This window comes from uncultured Alloprevotella sp. (assembly GCF_963536905.1).
GTDB lineage: Bacteria > Bacteroidota > Bacteroidia > Bacteroidales > Bacteroidaceae > Alloprevotella.
In genome coordinates, this window is record NZ_CAUTBW010000022.1 from 1 (window position 1) to 17,198 (window position 17,198).

The 17,198-nt window shown below is 44.0% G+C and carries 16 protein-coding genes; all 16 read left to right on the forward strand.

Going from position 1 to position 17,198, the window contains the following annotated elements:
• The first annotated feature begins 863 nt into the window (after positions 1-863).
• The 16 genes from ABLA33_RS05305 to ABLA33_RS05380 all read left to right on the forward strand — a co-directional run bounded on the left by ABLA33_RS05305 (position 864) and on the right by ABLA33_RS05380 (position 17,192).
• Entirely contained in the window at positions 864-2,030 is a 1,167-nt protein-coding gene (locus ABLA33_RS05305) for an MraY family glycosyltransferase (protein ID WP_347719520.1), read from the forward strand.
• Between the two features lie 31 nt (positions 2,031-2,061).
• Entirely contained in the window at positions 2,062-2,436 is a 375-nt protein-coding gene (locus tag ABLA33_RS05310) for an endonuclease domain-containing protein (RefSeq protein WP_347719521.1), read from the forward strand.
• Positions 2,437-2,644: 208 nt separating this feature from the next.
• Positions 2,645-3,910 carry a sugar MFS transporter gene (locus ABLA33_RS05315; protein WP_347719522.1) on the forward strand — a complete coding sequence of 422 codons (1,266 nt, stop codon included), beginning with the start codon at positions 2,645-2,647 and terminating at the stop codon, positions 3,908-3,910.
• Positions 3,911-3,923: 13 nt separating this feature from the next.
• A complete protein-coding gene (locus ABLA33_RS05320) occupies positions 3,924-5,738 on the forward strand; it encodes an aminotransferase class I/II-fold pyridoxal phosphate-dependent enzyme (RefSeq protein WP_347719523.1) in 1,815 nt (604 codons plus the stop codon).
• 3 nt (positions 5,739-5,741) lie between these two features.
• On the forward strand, positions 5,742-6,746 hold the full coding sequence (locus ABLA33_RS05325) for an NAD/NADP octopine/nopaline dehydrogenase family protein (RefSeq protein ID WP_347719524.1): 1,005 nt from the start codon (positions 5,742-5,744) through the stop codon (positions 6,744-6,746).
• Between the two features lie 106 nt (positions 6,747-6,852).
• A complete protein-coding gene (locus ABLA33_RS05330) occupies positions 6,853-7,242 on the forward strand; it encodes a hypothetical protein (protein ID WP_347719525.1) in 390 nt (129 codons plus the stop codon).
• A gap of 2 nt (positions 7,243-7,244) precedes the next feature.
• Entirely contained in the window at positions 7,245-7,610 is a 366-nt protein-coding gene (locus ABLA33_RS05335) for a helix-turn-helix transcriptional regulator (protein ID WP_347719526.1), read from the forward strand.
• Between the two features lie 3 nt (positions 7,611-7,613).
• Positions 7,614-8,045: a hypothetical protein gene (locus ABLA33_RS05340; RefSeq protein ID WP_347719527.1), complete on the forward strand. Its 432-nt coding sequence runs from the start codon at positions 7,614-7,616 to the stop codon at positions 8,043-8,045.
• A 146-nt stretch (positions 8,046-8,191) separates the two neighbouring features.
• Complete coding sequence (locus ABLA33_RS05345; RefSeq protein WP_347719528.1) at positions 8,192-9,001, forward strand: LicD family protein; 810 nt, start codon at positions 8,192-8,194, stop codon at positions 8,999-9,001.
• 103 nt (positions 9,002-9,104) lie between these two features.
• Positions 9,105-10,469 (forward strand): oligosaccharide flippase family protein, encoded by a 1,365-nt coding sequence (locus ABLA33_RS05350; RefSeq protein ID WP_311489494.1) that lies wholly within the window; start codon positions 9,105-9,107, stop codon positions 10,467-10,469.
• 21 nt (positions 10,470-10,490) lie between these two features.
• Complete coding sequence (locus ABLA33_RS05355) at positions 10,491-11,735, forward strand: hypothetical protein (protein WP_347719529.1); 1,245 nt, start codon at positions 10,491-10,493, stop codon at positions 11,733-11,735.
• A gap of 9 nt (positions 11,736-11,744) precedes the next feature.
• Positions 11,745-12,965, forward strand: coding sequence for a glycosyltransferase (locus ABLA33_RS05360; protein WP_311489492.1), 1,221 nt, complete (start codon positions 11,745-11,747; stop codon positions 12,963-12,965).
• Between the two features lies 1 nt (position 12,966).
• Positions 12,967-13,980 carry a glycosyltransferase gene (locus ABLA33_RS05365; RefSeq protein WP_347719530.1) on the forward strand — a complete coding sequence of 338 codons (1,014 nt, stop codon included), beginning with the start codon at positions 12,967-12,969 and terminating at the stop codon, positions 13,978-13,980.
• A 354-nt stretch (positions 13,981-14,334) separates the two neighbouring features.
• Positions 14,335-15,408 (forward strand): polysaccharide biosynthesis protein, encoded by a 1,074-nt coding sequence (locus ABLA33_RS05370; RefSeq protein WP_315089733.1) that lies wholly within the window; start codon positions 14,335-14,337, stop codon positions 15,406-15,408.
• A gap of 170 nt (positions 15,409-15,578) precedes the next feature.
• Complete coding sequence (locus tag ABLA33_RS05375; protein WP_347719531.1) at positions 15,579-16,790, forward strand: capsular polysaccharide biosynthesis protein CapF; 1,212 nt, start codon at positions 15,579-15,581, stop codon at positions 16,788-16,790.
• 15 nt (positions 16,791-16,805) lie between these two features.
• Entirely contained in the window at positions 16,806-17,192 is a 387-nt protein-coding gene (locus ABLA33_RS05380; RefSeq protein WP_347719532.1) for a WbuC family cupin fold metalloprotein, read from the forward strand.
• The last annotated feature ends 6 nt before the right edge of the window (positions 17,193-17,198 follow it).

Sequence of the window (17,198 nt, forward strand, 5' to 3'; positions counted from 1 at the left end):
TATTCACTACAAATATAAGAACTTTGGAGCTTACACACTTTTTTAGGACAGTATCCAACTTCCTGTAAAAATCGCCTCGTTTTCGCAAAAAACGCAGCATTTGAAGAGAGCAACACACTTCTGCCATTCGTCAGTTTCCTTATTGCATCGGCGGATAGAATAAGGAAGTGAACTGACGCAATAAGGATGTTGGCCAGCATCCTTATTGTATTCACGAAAACAATCATAAAAAACGCCCTCATAAAAGGCCAACAGAAAGAACTGATACGGAAGCGAAGTTTTCTCAGCCTTTCTCTCACCAACAAAGTAAGAACTATTTTTACAAAAGAATGATTTACTCTCTGAGATTTCGGAGAAACTTTTCAGCCAAGCTAACATGGAAAGAAGCAGACAGGACATGGCAACACTTCCCCCTTTATGTCTCTCTACCCTCTCGGTTTCAAACCATAAGTATTCTTACACAACTCGGCAACGGAAAGCTACAGGCCTATGATTTTCACTTTCTCTCAGAAAAGTGCATCCTCTCTGCCTCTCAAGTGCTTCTATTTGTTTTCATATTACAACACTTTGTAAGATATTTGTCACTATTCCCTATTTTTAAGTAAAATAGCTGTATATTTGCAGGCCTACAATAGGGCAATGTCTATCTCTGCTTTGCCCCTTTGAGGCATAAGATTACAGATTTTTCTCTGTAGCCTCTTGTTTTTCACTTGCATACATCGTTTGCAGGGAGCTAAGAGAATACCTCTTTGCAAACTGTCGAGCCAGAATCGATTAGGTAATAACGTGTTCTTTCTCGCCTCTATATGGCCCCACAAACTGTATCCCGAAAGCTCTCGGGTTCAGACAGATAACTAAATCCCATGATATTCCTTTATAATTTCTTAGCTTTTTTCTTCAGTGCAGTCATGGCTACGCTGATGATACGAGAAATCCTCCGCATAGCCTACCAGCGAAAACTCTTCGACCTTATTGACGGCCGTAAAGTGCATACCGTACAAGTGCCACGCTTAGGGGGAGTGTCCTTCACTCCCAGCATCATCATGAGTATATCGCTCTTGAGTGTCATCGCCTCTATGTTTGGTATCTCGCCCTTCTTTGTAGTCGATGGGCGCACCGTTGCCTACTGTCTCTTTGCCATACTGCTCATCTACAGCGAAGGAATTGCCGATGACCTGCTTGGACTCAGCTACCAAGTGAAATTCTTTTTCCAATTCATTTGTGCTATCGCGCTGGTGCTTTCTCGCACTTATTTCACCTCGCTCTACGGCCTTTTGGGCATCTATGAGATTCCACCACTCGTTGGCTATCTCCTGGCGGTGATTTTCATTGTGGGTATCATCAATGCCATTAACCTTATCGATGGCATAGACGGTCTGGCCTCGGGACTGAGCATGATAGCCCTCACTTTCTTTGGCATCTTTGCCACGCTCTATGGCTACGCTGCTTTCAGTATCATTGCTTTTGCCACACTCGGCGTAGTTGTTCCGTTTTTCTATTATAATGTCTTCGGACGTGCCGAGACAGAGCACAAGATATTCATGGGCGATTGTGGCAGCCAAACCATTGGTTTGATTCTCGGTATGCTGTCCGTGCGTTTCTGCATGTTGGGACACGCTCCAGAAATTCTCCACTTACCCAATACGCTTATCGTGGTGTTCAGTCTCCTCCTCGTCCCGTGCTTCGACGTTATCCGTGTGATGGTGGGACGTATGCGCCGCGGTAAAAGCCCTTTCCATCCCGACAAAACACATATCCATCATAAGTTCTTAGCCCTGGGGTTCACACATCGCCGCACCATGGTGATCATCCTCCTTATTGCTATGGGCTATGTAGTCCTGACACTCGCGCTGAGTTGCATACTCAACATCAACATCGTTGTTCTGATCGATATTCTGGTGTGGACTGCTATGCATCTCTACCTGAACCGAGAGCTAAAAAGAAAAGGCCTCACCCCCTTGCCTCACCCCCTTACCCCTCTCCAAAAGGAGAGGGGAGTGAATACTCCTGTGAAAGACGATGTCGGATAAGAACGGAATACTAATACTATGACTATGAGTTATGTACGATTATGAAACGGCAAATCCGGATAGGTATGGGTTACTAAAAGAATTTGCGCGCAAGAATCGCGCAGGGATGACGCCGTGCGAAAAGGTGTTGTGGGAAAAACTCAGAAAGCTTTCTTGTGGCATAAAGTTTCGCCGACAACACCCCATAGCCGACTATATTGCCGACTTCATTTGCTTGGAAAGAAAACTCATCATTGAAGTGGACGGAAAATACCACGAAAGCCCCGAACAAAAGGCTCATGATGAACTACGAACCCACGACCTCGAGGCCTATGGATATACAATCCTACGATTCACAAACGAAGACGTTACCTACCACCTACAAACAGTCATCAACCACATAAAAGACTACGTCTTGAACAAATAAACTGACACCTAACAACCACATAAAAACAGACACACCCAACAAAAATACACACTCCCCTCTCCACGGGGCGTAGTTACCTCGTATAAGCATAGTTAGCACCAATAAAACACCACTTTTATAAAGACAAATGCCCACCAACAACCACATAAAAACAAACACACCCAACAAAAGTATACACTCCCCCTTCCGAAGGGAGAGGGGTAACAGCATGTCACCCAACAACCACCACATAAAAATAGACACACCCAACAAAGGCATACACTCCCCTCTCCCCTTGGAGAGGGGTAAGGGGGTGAGGCTCACGTTCCTCCTCATCACCATCCTCTTCTTCATGTGGGGTTTTGCCCACAGTATGTTGGATGTACTCAATAAGCACTTTCAAGTATCGCTCAATATCTCCATGACGCAGGCAGCACTCGTGCAAAACGCCGTGTATGGAGGATATTTCTTGATGGCCATTCCAGCAGGGAAGATCATCAGCAGATTCGGATATAGAGCCGGCGTCCTCACGGGACTCGTACTCTTCTCCCTTGGAGCACTACTCTTTGTTCCCAGTAGCTTACTGAGCAGTCCGCTCCTCACGTTCTATTTCTTCGTCTTCTCCCTCTTCGTCATCGGCTGTGGCCTTACCTGCCTCGAAACATCGGCCAATCCGTACGCCACAGTATTGGGCGACAAAGAAGGAGCAGAGCGACGCATCAATTTCGCCCAATCGTTCAACGGCTTAGGGTGGATTCTCGGCCCGCTCGTAGGTCTATTTCTCTTCCGAGAGGGAGCAGAAAACAACGACGTTGTCATCCCCTACGCTGTCATAGGCGTGATAGTCCTCTTTATGGCAGTAGTTTTCAGTAGAGTTCCCCTACCAGAAGTAGGAACAGAGAACGATGCAGCAGAAGAAAACGCAACGAAAGCCCGCACCCTTTGGCAACACCGCAATTTTAAGTTCGGCATCCTCGTGCTGATGCTCTATGTGGCCGCACAAACAGGAGTCAACAGTTTCTTTATCAACTACACCACCGATCCCGCTGTAGGCATCTCCACCACTACAGCCACCCTGCTCCTCGCCTTTGGCTGCATGGGTCTCTTCATGGTGGGCCGCCTCTGCGGCAGTTGGCTCATGAGTCGCATCCGCGCCGAACGCATCTTGACCTTCTGCGCCTTAGGTGCCACCCTCGCCACGTTCGTCATCCTGCTCACGGGCGGCATGATAGGCACAGTTGCTCTCTTCTTTGTCTATTTGTTTGAGAGCATCATGTTCCCCACCATCTTCGCCCTCTCTATTCGCGGACTGGGCAGCAAGCAGACAAAGCAAGCCAGCAGCTATCTCATCATGAGCATCGTAGGCGGCGCAGTAGCCCCCACTATCATGGCCTTCATCGGCGAACGTTCAGGCTTGGCTCAAGCCTTTATCGTCCCCCTCATCTGCTACATCGCCATCCTGCTGTATGGTATGAAATATAAAACACTGAAATAAGTAACAACACATAATGCAAGCCATTATCCTTGCGGCTGGTATGGGCCGCCGTCTGGGGGAATATACCCGAGACAACACCAAATGTATGTTACCCGTCAATGGGGAGCGTCTCATCGACCGCGTACTCGGTCAGCTCTCACAACTGGGACTGAGCCGCGTTGTCATTGTTGTGGGCTACAAAGGGCAGAACCTTATCGACTACATAGGCCATCGCTACGACGACTGTCTCAAGATTGAATATGTCAACAACCCTGTCTATGACAAGACCAACAATATCTATTCGCTCTCACTTGCCAAAGATAAATTGCAGGAGGACGACACGCTACTCATCGAATCAGACTTGATTTTCGACGATAGCCTCTTCCGCATGATTCTGGATAATCCCTACCCCAACCTCGCCCTTGTGGATAAATACGAGACTTGGATGGACGGGACAATGGTTCGCATCGATGAGGACAACAATATCGTCAATTTCATTCCTAAAAAGGCGTTCAAATATAAAGATGTAGATAGCTACTACAAAACGGTCAATATCTACAAATTCTCCCGTGAGTTCTCGCAAAACAAGTATGTCCCCTTCCTCGATGCCTATAGTAAGGCACTGGGAAACAATGAATACTACGAGCAGGTGTTGCGCGTTATCACCTTGATTGATAATGCAGAACTGAAAGCTCTACCCATTACTAACGGGGCTAAATGGTACGAAATAGACGACGTACAGGATTTGGATATTGCTGAAACATTGTTTGCCGACAAAGACGAGTTTATGTACCGCTACAATATGCGGTTTGGTGGCCACTGGCGTTTCCCAAAACTCCTCGACTTCTGTTATCTTGTCAATCCCTATTTCCCGACGGCGCACATGAAGGATGAGTTGCGCGCCAACTTTGACATTCTGCTTTCGGAATACCCCAGCGGAATGTATGTCAATAGCCTCATTGCGGCCAAATACTTTGACATTCGACAGAAATACACCGTGGTAGGAAATGGTGCGGCCGAACTTATCAAGAGTTTGATGGAACGCGTGGAAGGCCGCATCGGTGTGGTCTATCCCACCTTCCAAGAATACCCCAACCGCAAGGAGCAGACGGAGATTATAGGTTTCACGCCCGATAATGACGATCTCACCTATACGGCCGATGATCTTATCCGCTTCTATGCCGACAAGAAGCTATCAACGCTCCTACTTATCAACCCCGATAACCCCAGCGGCAATTTCATCCCAATGGTCGATGTGCTGCGCCTGGCCACTTGGTGTAAGGAACGCGATATCTTCTTCGTGGTCGATGAAAGTTTTGTGGATTTCAGCGAGGACTTCCGCAACAATAGCTTGCTCCACAACGAGATTCTCCAGGCTTATCCCAACTTGGCCGTAATGAAGAGCATCAGCAAGAGCTATGGCGTTCCAGGTCTGCGCCTTGGAATTTTGGCCAGCAGCGATGAAGCGCTCATCAACTGGATGAAGCACGATGTGAGCATTTGGAATATCAATAGCTTTGCGGAATTCTACATGCAAATCTTCGGTAAATATCAGAAGGATTACGACCGCGCGTGCCAGAAGTTCATAGCCGAACGCGAACGCTTCATGGCGCGCCTCACGGACATTCCTTTCCTCCGCGTTATCCCGAGCCAAGCCAACTATTTCCTCTGCCAGGTTACAGAAAAATACACCAGCGAGGAACTCACACGCCGTCTACTCATGGATTTTAACATCCTTATCAAGGACTGCGACAATAAAGACGGACTGAAAAACAAAAACTATGTGCGCATCGCTGTGCGCGACCAAAAGGACAACGACACACTTGTCGATGCACTCAAAACACTGTAAGGAATGAATATCTGCATCTGCGGTGGAGGAAATCTCGGCCACGTTGTCCTCGGCGTCTTAGCTGCACATCCTCAGAACCGCGTCAGCCTGCTAACAAATCACCCCCAGCAATGGGCAGATACTGTGATGGTGACCGACCCTAACGGAAAGCAGTATGTTGGAAAAATTGTGCAGATTACCAATCGGGCAGAAGATGTTATACCTCATAGTGACATCGTTCTGCTCTGCCTCCCCGGTTTTGCCATTCGCGAGGAACTGGAGAAAATTCGCCCCTATCTGTCGGCCACTGCCGCAGTGGGGAGCATCGTTTCCAGTACGGGATTTTTCTTTGAAGCCCAACGCCTGCTGCCCAAAGAGCAACCACTATTTGGCTTTCAGCGCGTTCCGTTCATCTCCCGCACCACAGAATATGGTAGAAGTGCCGAACTGAAAGGCTACAAGCCGTTGCTCAACCTTGCCGTAGAGCAAACAGCCGACAAAGAGGCTTTGCGCCTCACTATCGAGCAACTTTTCCACACTCCCACGCAGTTGTTGCAAAGCCACTATGAGGCAAGCCTCACCAATAGCAACCCCTTGCTTCATCCCTCCCGTCTCTATATGCTTTGGAAGGACTGGCACGAAGGCATTGTTTACGATAAGAATCCCTATTTCTACGCCGATTGGACACTGGAAGCTGCTCAACTATATATAGATATGGATGCGGAGTTTCAAACATTGCTCCGCACACTCCCCGTACGCCCCGAAGCCATTCCCGACGTACTCACCTACTACGAAAGCCACGATGCAGCATCGCTGGCACATAAACTCCGCACCATCCCCGCCTTTCAAGGCATCCTTTCCCCTATGAAAGAAGTGGAAGGAGGCTTTCTCCCTGATTTCCACAGCCGCTACTTCACCGAGGATTTCCCGTTTGGTATGCGTTTCATCATTGAGCTGGCTCAAGAAAAGGGAGTTCAGATTCCAAAGATGAAAGAAGTGTATGAATGGGGGATAAATAGGGCAGATTAAAGTTTGAAGAACTCTGTGTCAAAAGAAAAAAATAGTCAGAAAACATTTGTCGAAAACAGATAAATAAATGTTAAACCCTAAGGTTTAGTTGCAACTAAACAATAATATGAGTACTTTTGCTCTTGAAAGAATAGAAGCTGTAGTAGGTCGTCAAAGATTCGACAAACTGTTTGTAGATGAAGTCTGCCCCTTCGATGAATTTGAAAATAACATTGAAGCACAATATCGTAAAGAAATTCCCTCTCTATATGCCATTATGAACGATGTAGCAAATCTCAAATCAGTCCCTTACACCAAGTTTCATCCCTATGATAGAGGTTTTCCACGCGAATATGAAATTAAGACAAGACACCTCCGTGTATATGCCATAGAACAAGAAGGTGGAAAAATAATTGTAATTGGAGGCACAAAGGCCAATCAGAAGAAAGATCAAGCTAAGTTCCGAAGCATTAAAGAAAAATATATTTCTTTTTTGAAGAAAATCAAACGACTATAATTATGAAACGAGAAGAACTCCTACATAGCCCCGAATATTGGACAACAAAAATACAGATGGAACTCTATCGACAGATGGAGAGTTTCATGAAAGAAAAACATCTGAACAAATCACAATTAGCGGAGTTTTTGGGATGCAGTAAAGGCTACGTTTCTCAGCTCCTTTCGGGCGACTACGATCACAAACTCAGTAAATTCGTAGCACTCTCATTAGCCATCAACAAAATTCCAAAAATTGTTTTTACAGATTCTGAAGAATATATAAAGGTTGACCAACAAAACTTTTATGTTCAAAATAAAATCAGCACAACAAGTTTCGCAAAAGCATTTACCACTGCTGATGAATCCAATGTCATAAATGCTGCCTGAACAATGAATACTATTCCCTATAGAATACACGAGATCAAGACAACTCAATTTGCTACATTCCCTGAGAAATACATCAATGGAGGAGAGGTCTCTATCTCTACAACTTTTCATTTTGCACTGAAGAAAGATATCCCCAATGTACTCTGTTCTGTAGAAGTCAATTACAGTCAGGACGAAAATCTGCTACTCATAGCACAAGTTGACTGTGTTTTTGCCATCGAAAAAGATGCCATGAGCAACTTACAGCAAGAAGGCAAAATCTCCGTAACATTTCTACGCTATCTTGGAACAATCGCCACAGGAACATTAAGAGGTATCATTCACGCTAAGACTGAAGGTTCTGTTCTCAACGGACTTGTTCTTCCTCCTTTGAATCTTAACAAAGTTATTAATCAAGATTTCATCTTTGATAAATCAACTGAAGTAGCCAAATAGCAGGATATTTCCTACTCACGGTGATGTCAACTACTTTTCCTTCTTCGCCTCACTTGTGATCGTGAGATATACTACCGCAGAATATTGATTCCTTTTGGTTTACAACTTGACATGAAAGAGGTGAAGAAAACTATAAATCTAAATATATGAAACCCATCAGTACCGTTGAAGAGTTCAAGCAGATACAAATTGATATTCTGCTTGCTGTCGACAAGTTTTGCAATGAGCACAACATAAAGTACTCACTGGCTTGTGGGACACTACTCGGTGCCATTCGCCACAAAGGATTCATCCCCTGGGATGACGATATAGATATTTATCTCCTTCGAGAAGACTACAATAAATTAGTCACTGCTTTCCCCTCTCTTTTAGACGAGAAATACTCCCTTAATTCTCTCGAAAGAAATCCGCTTTGGAATCGCCCCTACGCCAAAGCTTTCGACACACGAACAATAGAAGTGGAGGCAGTCAAAAGCAATATTCCAAACATGGGAGTAGGCATCGATGTTTTCCCTATAGACGATGTTCCCGATGATGAAGCTGAATGGGAAAAGTTCGACAAACGCCGCCGTTTCCTACAAAATTGTTATACGCTAAAAACCTTGGCTTGGAGAAAGGAACGCTCTTTGAGCAAAAACCTCTTCGCCTCATGCGCCAGCCTCTTATTGTCGCCTTGGTCGTTCCGCAAATTAGCCAAAATCATAGATAGATATTGTCAAAAGCACAACGGAAAGGGCTACAATCATATCTTTGAATGTTGCCTAGGAAGAATCTGCCGCCATAGCTTCAAGAAACAGGACATGGAACAAGTCGTTGACATTCCTTTCGAACAATACACGTTCAAAGCAATGATTGGCTACGACGACTACCTAACCTCCACTTATGGAGATTATATGCAGCTCCCACCCAAAGAAAAACAAGTGAGCCACCACGTCTTTGAGGCGTATTGGAAATAGAAAGCCACAAAACGCAAAAAAATATGCGTTTGTAATCTTTTCCGCTTAAAACAATACAGAGACTCAAGTACTATTTAATCATAAGAAAAAAGGAAAGTACTCCTTGAATACTATTATGTTCCTCCAATCTTTGATACATAGTTTTTTTTCTGGCAGTAAGAGGACAAAAGCTGTAAAAACGAATATTATAGGTTCTCTCTTCGTCAAAGGAATTAGCATTTTAATACAACTCTTATTAGTTCCCATGACTCTTGGGTACGTAAATTCTGAGATGTATGGAATTTGGCTAACTCTTTCCTCTATTATCATTTGGCTTAACTTCTTTGATATCGGATTTACGCTTGGATTAAAGAACAAACTTGCAGAGGCCATAGCTACACAAAACTGGGAGAGAGGAAAGAGTCTAGTATCAACGACCTACATCATGATGCTTGCAATATTTGTTCCGCTTTGCTTCATTCTTGAAATAGTTGTTCCTTGCGTAAATTGGGCGGCATTTCTCAATGTCAGTACGCAATATAATACTGAAATAACACGCGTAATGTATGCATTGGTAGCCTTTTTCTGCTGTCAAATGATAGTAGGAGTGATCCCTGCTGTTGCTGCAGCTTATCAGAAAGTAGCGCTATCTTCCTCTTTTACAGTGATTGGTAATTGCCTATCATTGGCAGCCATATTCTTACTCACAAAATTCTGTCCTCCGTCTCTTTTGAGTCTTGCTTTTGCCATATCTATGATGCCTATCGTGGTTATGATTGTAGCATCTATCATCTTGTTTACTACAAAATTTAGAGCTGTTGCTCCTTCTATAAAAGCTTTTAAGAAAGAGCATATTCATAGTCTTTTCAGCTTAGGCTTCAAGTTTTTTCTGCTGCAACTTCAGGTTGTTATCCTCTATCAATCAACCAATATTCTTATATCTAACGTATCTAGTTCCCTAGATGTTACATCTTACAATATAGCCTATAAATATCTGAGTATTGCTGAAATGATTTTCATCATAGTCTTAGGGCCTCTTTGGCCTGCATTTACCGATGCCTATACAAAGAAAGATTACACATGGATGAATAACGTTTATAAAAAAATGATACTCTTGTTCATGGGAATTACGCTTCTCATGATTTGTTTAACGATAATATCCCCCATAGTTTACCACATTTGGGTTGGCAATAAAGTTTCCGTCTCATTCTCCTTAACGTTGGCCGTTGGAGTTTACTTACTTTTGCTCAGTTGGTGTTCGCTTCAGACATATTCTTTAAACGGTATGGGAACAATAAAACTACAAACATACGTTGCCACTGCAGGACTAATTATACACATACCGTTAGCTCTTTATTTAGGGCGGACTTTTGGAGTTTTAGGTGTAATCTATTCGCTTATAATTATACATATCCTCTATACAATTATATACACTCTGCAACTTAGAAAGATACTGACTCAACGTGCAAAGGGTATTTGGCTGAAATAACACTTTCTTCGGATCATCGGCATGCTTAATAAACTCTTTACTTTTTTATTGCTAGCGCTTCCTATCCTTGATGTGTATGGTATTGGCATTACAGGATTTTCCATAGGAAAAATACTCCTACTGCTTGTTTCACTCATATTGGTCATTAAAGATAGGCTGAACATAAAATTATACTTCAACAAGTTCTTTATCATACTGCTAACTCTCTTAGTTGTTGTTTCTTTCATTCTCAATATATCTGAAGATTGGTTTAGCATAAAAGACTATATACATAAACTAATTGCAATAGGAGGTTTCTATTTCACTTTGTGCTTAGCCCTTCAATACGTAGATTGGGATAGAGCTCTGAAATACTACAAGATTCTTGTTTGGATATGTAGCATATTTTTCCTCATTCAATTCTCTGCTTTCTATTTTGCAGAAATTAGGATTATAGGTATTATCCCTCATATACCACTCGCCATAGACCGATCTTCTGCAGAAATCATTGAGATACAAGAAAATCTAAGTCGTTTCACTTCTTTTTTCCTTGAGCCAGCACACTTTGCCTATTACATCGCTATATATTACATTATTTTAGCCTTCCGCGAAGAAAATCCTTTTACAAATAAAGAGTTTCTGTTTCTCTCACTCGTGCTTCTCCTTCTACAATCAGGAAATGGATTGATGATTATGGGAGTAGTCGTGATTATTTCTACTTTTAAGATTCTTCTCTCCAAACAAAGCAAAAAGGGAACTAACATATTTATCGTCTTACTTCTTTTTATCGTTGGAGGTATTACCTTTTCTCATTTTTCCAACAATGAAGCGGTTAATAAGAATCTAGGCCGTATCAATGAGATATCATTCAATCAAGACAATAAAAAGGGTTCTTCAGGCTATCAGCGAATCTTTTCTGGATATACGTTTCTTTCTGAAGTGGAACAAGACAAATTATGGCTTGGCTTAGGTCTAGGTAATCAAAATGCCTACTATCACAGCCATGATATGCCTACTTTTAGATCCGAAATAACAAATGCGGACTCACAATATGTCTACTTAAATTCCATTCAGCTCATCATTGCTTGGGGAGGCGTTGTTTCCCTTCTTTTCTTTGGTCTATATACATACAGATTAACTAAGAACAATACTCTTACAGGTAGAACTATGATGATAGCTTTCATCATTTCATGCTTTATTGCTTCTGGTCTTTTTGGAACATATATGTTGTTCTTTCTTTTATTCAGTATCCACTATCAAAGAGTTCGAGCACAACAAATATCTTAATCTCTCCGCATGAAAGTTATTTTCTTATCAGGATTGTATCCAAAAGCCATAGAAGGCCTTCTATCAGAAAATTGCAGAAACAATTATCTACAAAATGCACCTAATGAGTTTCAATGGGGCATTGTTGATGGTTTGATCCAAAATAAAGTTTCTGCCTTAATACTTTCCTGTCCGTTCTTAGGTACTTATCCTCTTCACTTTAAACTAAGACGAGTTCCTGAATATAGGGCCTCATTATCTAAAGAGGTGCAGTTAGTGAGCATAGGCTATAACGCCATTATGGGGTTAAAACCATTGTCTATCGAACGGCACATCCGCAAAGAAATAGAAGCCTACATTACTGATGACAATGAAGAATACTTCATTATAGCTTATAGCACCATCAGCTATATGCTTGCTCCTATCATTAAAATAAAGGCATCACATCAGAACGTGCATCTTGCTACCATTGTTACAGACTTGGTTGACAACGCGCTACTTTTCAAAGACAACCAAAAATATCCCAAACGTTTCTTCATCAATAGAGAAATAGAAACCATTAAGGAACAATACTCACACATTGATAAGTTCATTTTGCTCTCAGCGGCCATGACGGAAAAAATTCCAGCGGCCATTGGCAAGAACAAAGTTCTCGAAGGAATTTGGCACGAGAGCGACATACAAGCCTCTCAAAATCTTACTGATATAAAATTAGATCAAAAAACAATCCTTTACGCTGGAACAATCCAACCTTTTGCTGGAATCAATGATTTTGTAGATGCTTTTGCAAAGACTTCAAATCCAAGCTACAGACTCATCATTTGCGGAGCAGGTTCTAGCGAAGCCTACATACAACAAAAAGCAAAAGAAGATTCTCGCATTATTTTCAAAGGACGACAACCCCATCAGTATGTAATTCAATTACAAAGAGCTGCAACATTAGTTGTAAATCCACGAAAGCCAGACGAAGAAATCACACGCTATTCTTTCCCCTCAAAGACCATTGAATATCTTGCATCGGGAACGCCTATGATGGGCTACCATCTTGAGGGTATTCCATCAGAATACTACACTCACATGTTTACGCCTACGGATTTATCCATTGAGGCAATGGCGCAGGAAATCGACCATGTGTTATCTCTGCCAACACATATCTTAAAAGAAAAAGGAGAAAAAGCACAAGCCTTTATCCAAAGTGAGAAGAATTCAAAAGCCCAAGTTGGAAAAATTTTAAGATTCTTGCAAGAATAGAATGATTCTTATAGACTCTTTATACATAAATGCTGGAGGAGGACTCGTTCTGCTGGAGTATCTCGTTGAGGAGTTACAAAAGCAAAAAAAAGAATTCTTCTTGCTGACGGATGAAAGATGTGGCAGCCAATTTAGACGATTACCACACCAGCAAAGTCTAAAGGCGACCATGCGAGGACGCAGAAGATTCTATCAACAACACTCTCGAGAGTTTTCGGCAGTGCTCTGCTTCGGTAACATTCCTGCTCCTATCAAACTTGAAGTACCTGTATATACCTATTTCCACAATATCTCGCTACTCACACTCCAAGGGTTTTCTCCAAAAACATATTGGAAAGCATGGTTGAAGCGACAAGTATTTAGATGTCTCAAAGGCAACACCAATTATTGGTTGGTACAAACTCAGAATACAGCCTATCAACTGGAACAGCACCTAAAAGAACCACCAGAAAAGATTTCACTCTTCCCTTTCTTCAAGATTCCTGAGAGTCTATACAAATGTGCAAACCAACAAACGCGACAGGACTACGCGCTGATCGGTGCATACTATGGAGGAGCAAAAGGCCATGATGCACTGCTTGAGGCGTGGAAGATTCTCCACAAGAAAGGAATCGACCGAACTCTACATTTGACGATAGGACCAACAGATACCGCATTCTTGGGAAAGCTGCAAAAAGCAAAAGAAGAGGGAGTACAAATCATCAACCATGGGTGCATTCCTTTTGATGACGTGGTCAGCATCTATGGAAAATGCAAGGCGCTTGTCTATCCTTCCCATGACGAGAGTTTAGGATTAGGACTCATAGAAGCAGCAACAGCAGGATGCGACATTATAGCATCCGACCTTCCTTTCACTCACGCAGTTTGCAGCCCAACGGCGGTCTTCAATCCCTACGATGCTAACGATATAGCAAGGGCCATCGAAGACTACGAACAGAACCCTCTTCCTCATTCCACACTAAAGATTAAGAACAAAATCAACGAACTCATCAAGTTGATTTATAGCAACGACTAACGAAAGTCAGCACAATGTGGAGGCTGAGAGAAACCCCTCTTTCTCTATCTTTAGTATTTACAAGAATATCTCATGCAACATTGATAAGGGAAATTTCAGTCACATACTATCCGTTCAAAACTGCCGTCTCTTTCTGACTTTTAGCCTGCTTCTTACACCTCTTTAAGACCAAATTTTCCAGTATAACTACTTAGCCAAAAATACAATAAGGATGTCAGCTGACACAATAAGGCTATCAGCTAACGCAATAAGGATGTCAGCTGACGCAATAAGGATATTTTTTGCTACAATTATCCTCTCTTTTTGAACATATACTCAATAAAACAACAATACTAAATTAAATTTACCATATCTATGTCCGTTTTCAAAGACAAAGTGCTGTTAATCACTGGTGGAACTGGTTCGTTCGGCAATGCCGTACTTCGCAGGTTCCTTCAATCCGACATCAAGGAAATCCGCATCTTCTCCCGCGATGAAAAGAAGCAGGATGATATGCGCCACATGCTTCAGAATCCGAAAGTGAAATTCTACATCGGCAATGTGCGCAATAAGGAATCGGTCGACATCGCTATGTCGGGCGTCGACTATGTCTTTTCCGCTGCTGCTTTGAAGCAAGTACCTTCGTGCGAGTTCTTTCCGATGGAGGCTGTTCGCACGAATGTAGAAGGAACCAATAATGTGTTGCTCTCGGCCATCGAACACGGCGTGAGCAATGTTGTGGTTCTTTCCACCGACAAAGCGGCTTATCCCATCAATGCCATGGGTATTTCCAAGGCGATGATGGAGAAAGTGGCCATTGCCAAAGGGCGCGAATTGGGCGAAAATGCTAAAACCACCATTTGCTGTACACGCTATGGCAACGTGATGGCGAGTCGCGGATCGGTCATTCCTCTCTGGGTGGAACAGATGGAGGAGGGAAAACCCATCACCATTACCGACCCGAACATGACGCGCTTCATGATGACGCTCGACGACGCGGTAGACCTGGTTATCTATGCCTTCTCTCACGGTCACAACGGAGATCTCTTTGTCCAGAAAGCTCCTGCTGCCACGCTCTCCACGCTGGCTGAGGCTCTGAAGCAGACTTACGTCAAAGTGAAACCCGAATATGGTGAGACAGAGGTAAAGGTCATCGGCACGCGCCATGGCGAAAAGCTCTACGAGACTTTGGTGACGCGCGAGGAAATGGCGCGAGCTATCGACATGGGCGACTACTACCGCATTCCCTGCGACACGCGCGACCTGAACTACGACAAATTCTTCCAGGAGGGGGATGAAAAGGTGTCTCAGATTGAGGACTACCATTCTCACAATACGCGCCGCTTGGATGTGGAGGGCATGAAGGAGCTGCTCCTTAAACTGCGCTTCATTCGTGAGGACTTGGGGCTTCAAGAACGCGCCAAGGCTCGAGATATTCGCAGCGAATAGGCAGAAGAAGCAGCATGTGAGCTTCTCTTGAATGAGAAAAGATTTTTCTCACTGGTCGGATCTTTCTAACTCGGCCGACCTCTTCGAGAGCCAAACAAGAGGAGCGTCAGATAGGCTTCTGCTACCGTGAGACAGAAAAGTCTCAGAAACTAATCAAACCACACATCACAATGAAGATACTTATCACAGGTGCAAAGGGGTTCGTTGGGCGGAATCTTTGCTGTACTCTCCAAAACATAAAAGCGGGGAAAGACAGAACTCGGCCAGCTCTACATATCGAAGAAGTCTTTGAGTACGACATCGACACCGAACCTGCACTCCTAATTTCTTATTGCCAAGAAGCCGACTTTGTTTTTAATCTTGCAGGGGTCAATCGTCCGAAAGACCCAGAGGAGTTTATGAAAGGAAACTTCGGCTTTGCCACAACGCTCCTCAACACCTTGAAGGAGTTCGGCAACACCTGCTCCATCATGCTATCATCTTCTCAGCAAGCATCTCTGACGGGCCGATTCGGCAATTCGGAATACGGACGTTCAAAGAAAGCGGGCGAAGATCTCTTCCTCGACTACGCTGCAGAAACTGGGGCTCAAGTGCTCATCTACCGCTTTCCAAATTTGTTTGGAAAATGGTGCCGCCCCAACTACAACTCTGCGGTGGCCACTTTCTGCAACAACATTGCCAACGACTTACCTATTCAGGTGAACGACCCAAATGTAGAACTCGAACTGCTCTACATCGACGACCTCGTACAGGAGATGCTGGACGCCCTGGAGGGGAAAGCGCACCGCTGCGAGTTTGAAGGGCTCGAGGTCCTACCGCTGTCCAACGGTCGCTACTGCTACGCACCCATCACACACAAGGCCACACTCGGCGAGATAGTCGAACTCCTCAATGCCTTCCATGAGCAGCCCAAAACGCTGATGATGCCCGAGATTCCAGACAACTCCTTCGCAAAAAAACTCTATTCCACTTATCTGAGTTACCTGCCCAAGGAAAAAGTGGCTTTTCCGCTGAAAATGAACATCGATGCGCGCGGTAGTTTCACCGAACTGCTCCACACGCCGCATTGCGGACAAGTCAGCATCAATATATCTAAACCGGGCATCACGAAGGGCGAACACTGGCACAACACTAAGTGGGAATTCTTCATCGTTGTTGCTGGCCACGGCCTCATCCAGGAACGCAAGATTGGAACGGACGAAATCATAGAGTTCGAGGTGAGCGGCGACAACATCCAAGCTGTCCACATGCTCCCAGGCTATACGCACAACATCATCAACCTTTCAGAAACGGAGAACCTTGTCACAGTGATGTGGGCCAATGAGATTTTCAACCCGAATCACCCTGATACGTTCGGAGAACCTGTTGTAAAACAAGACTAACTCCTCTCTTGCTTCATGGAAATCAATGATAAACTCTTAGACGAGTTACAAAAGAAGGCCCAAGCTTCGGAGCGCCGACGCGCGGCTATGGACCTCCGCAACGATGCCAACGAGCAGTCGCAACGAATGCTCAATGCACTCGAACCTGGAACCATTGTGCCCATCCATCGCCACCCCACAACCTCTGAAACCTGCCTCCTGCTCCGCGGTCGGTTAGATGAGATTTTCTACGATGATAATGGCAACGAAACAGCGCGCCATCATTTCAATACGGCCAACGGAGTCTACGGCCTACAAATCCCAGCTGGTCAGTGGCATACCATAGAAGTTTACGAACCTTCTGTTATTCTTGAGGTAAAGGCTGGTCCTTATGAACCGTCTCGCCCAGAAGACATCAAATAAGACTAT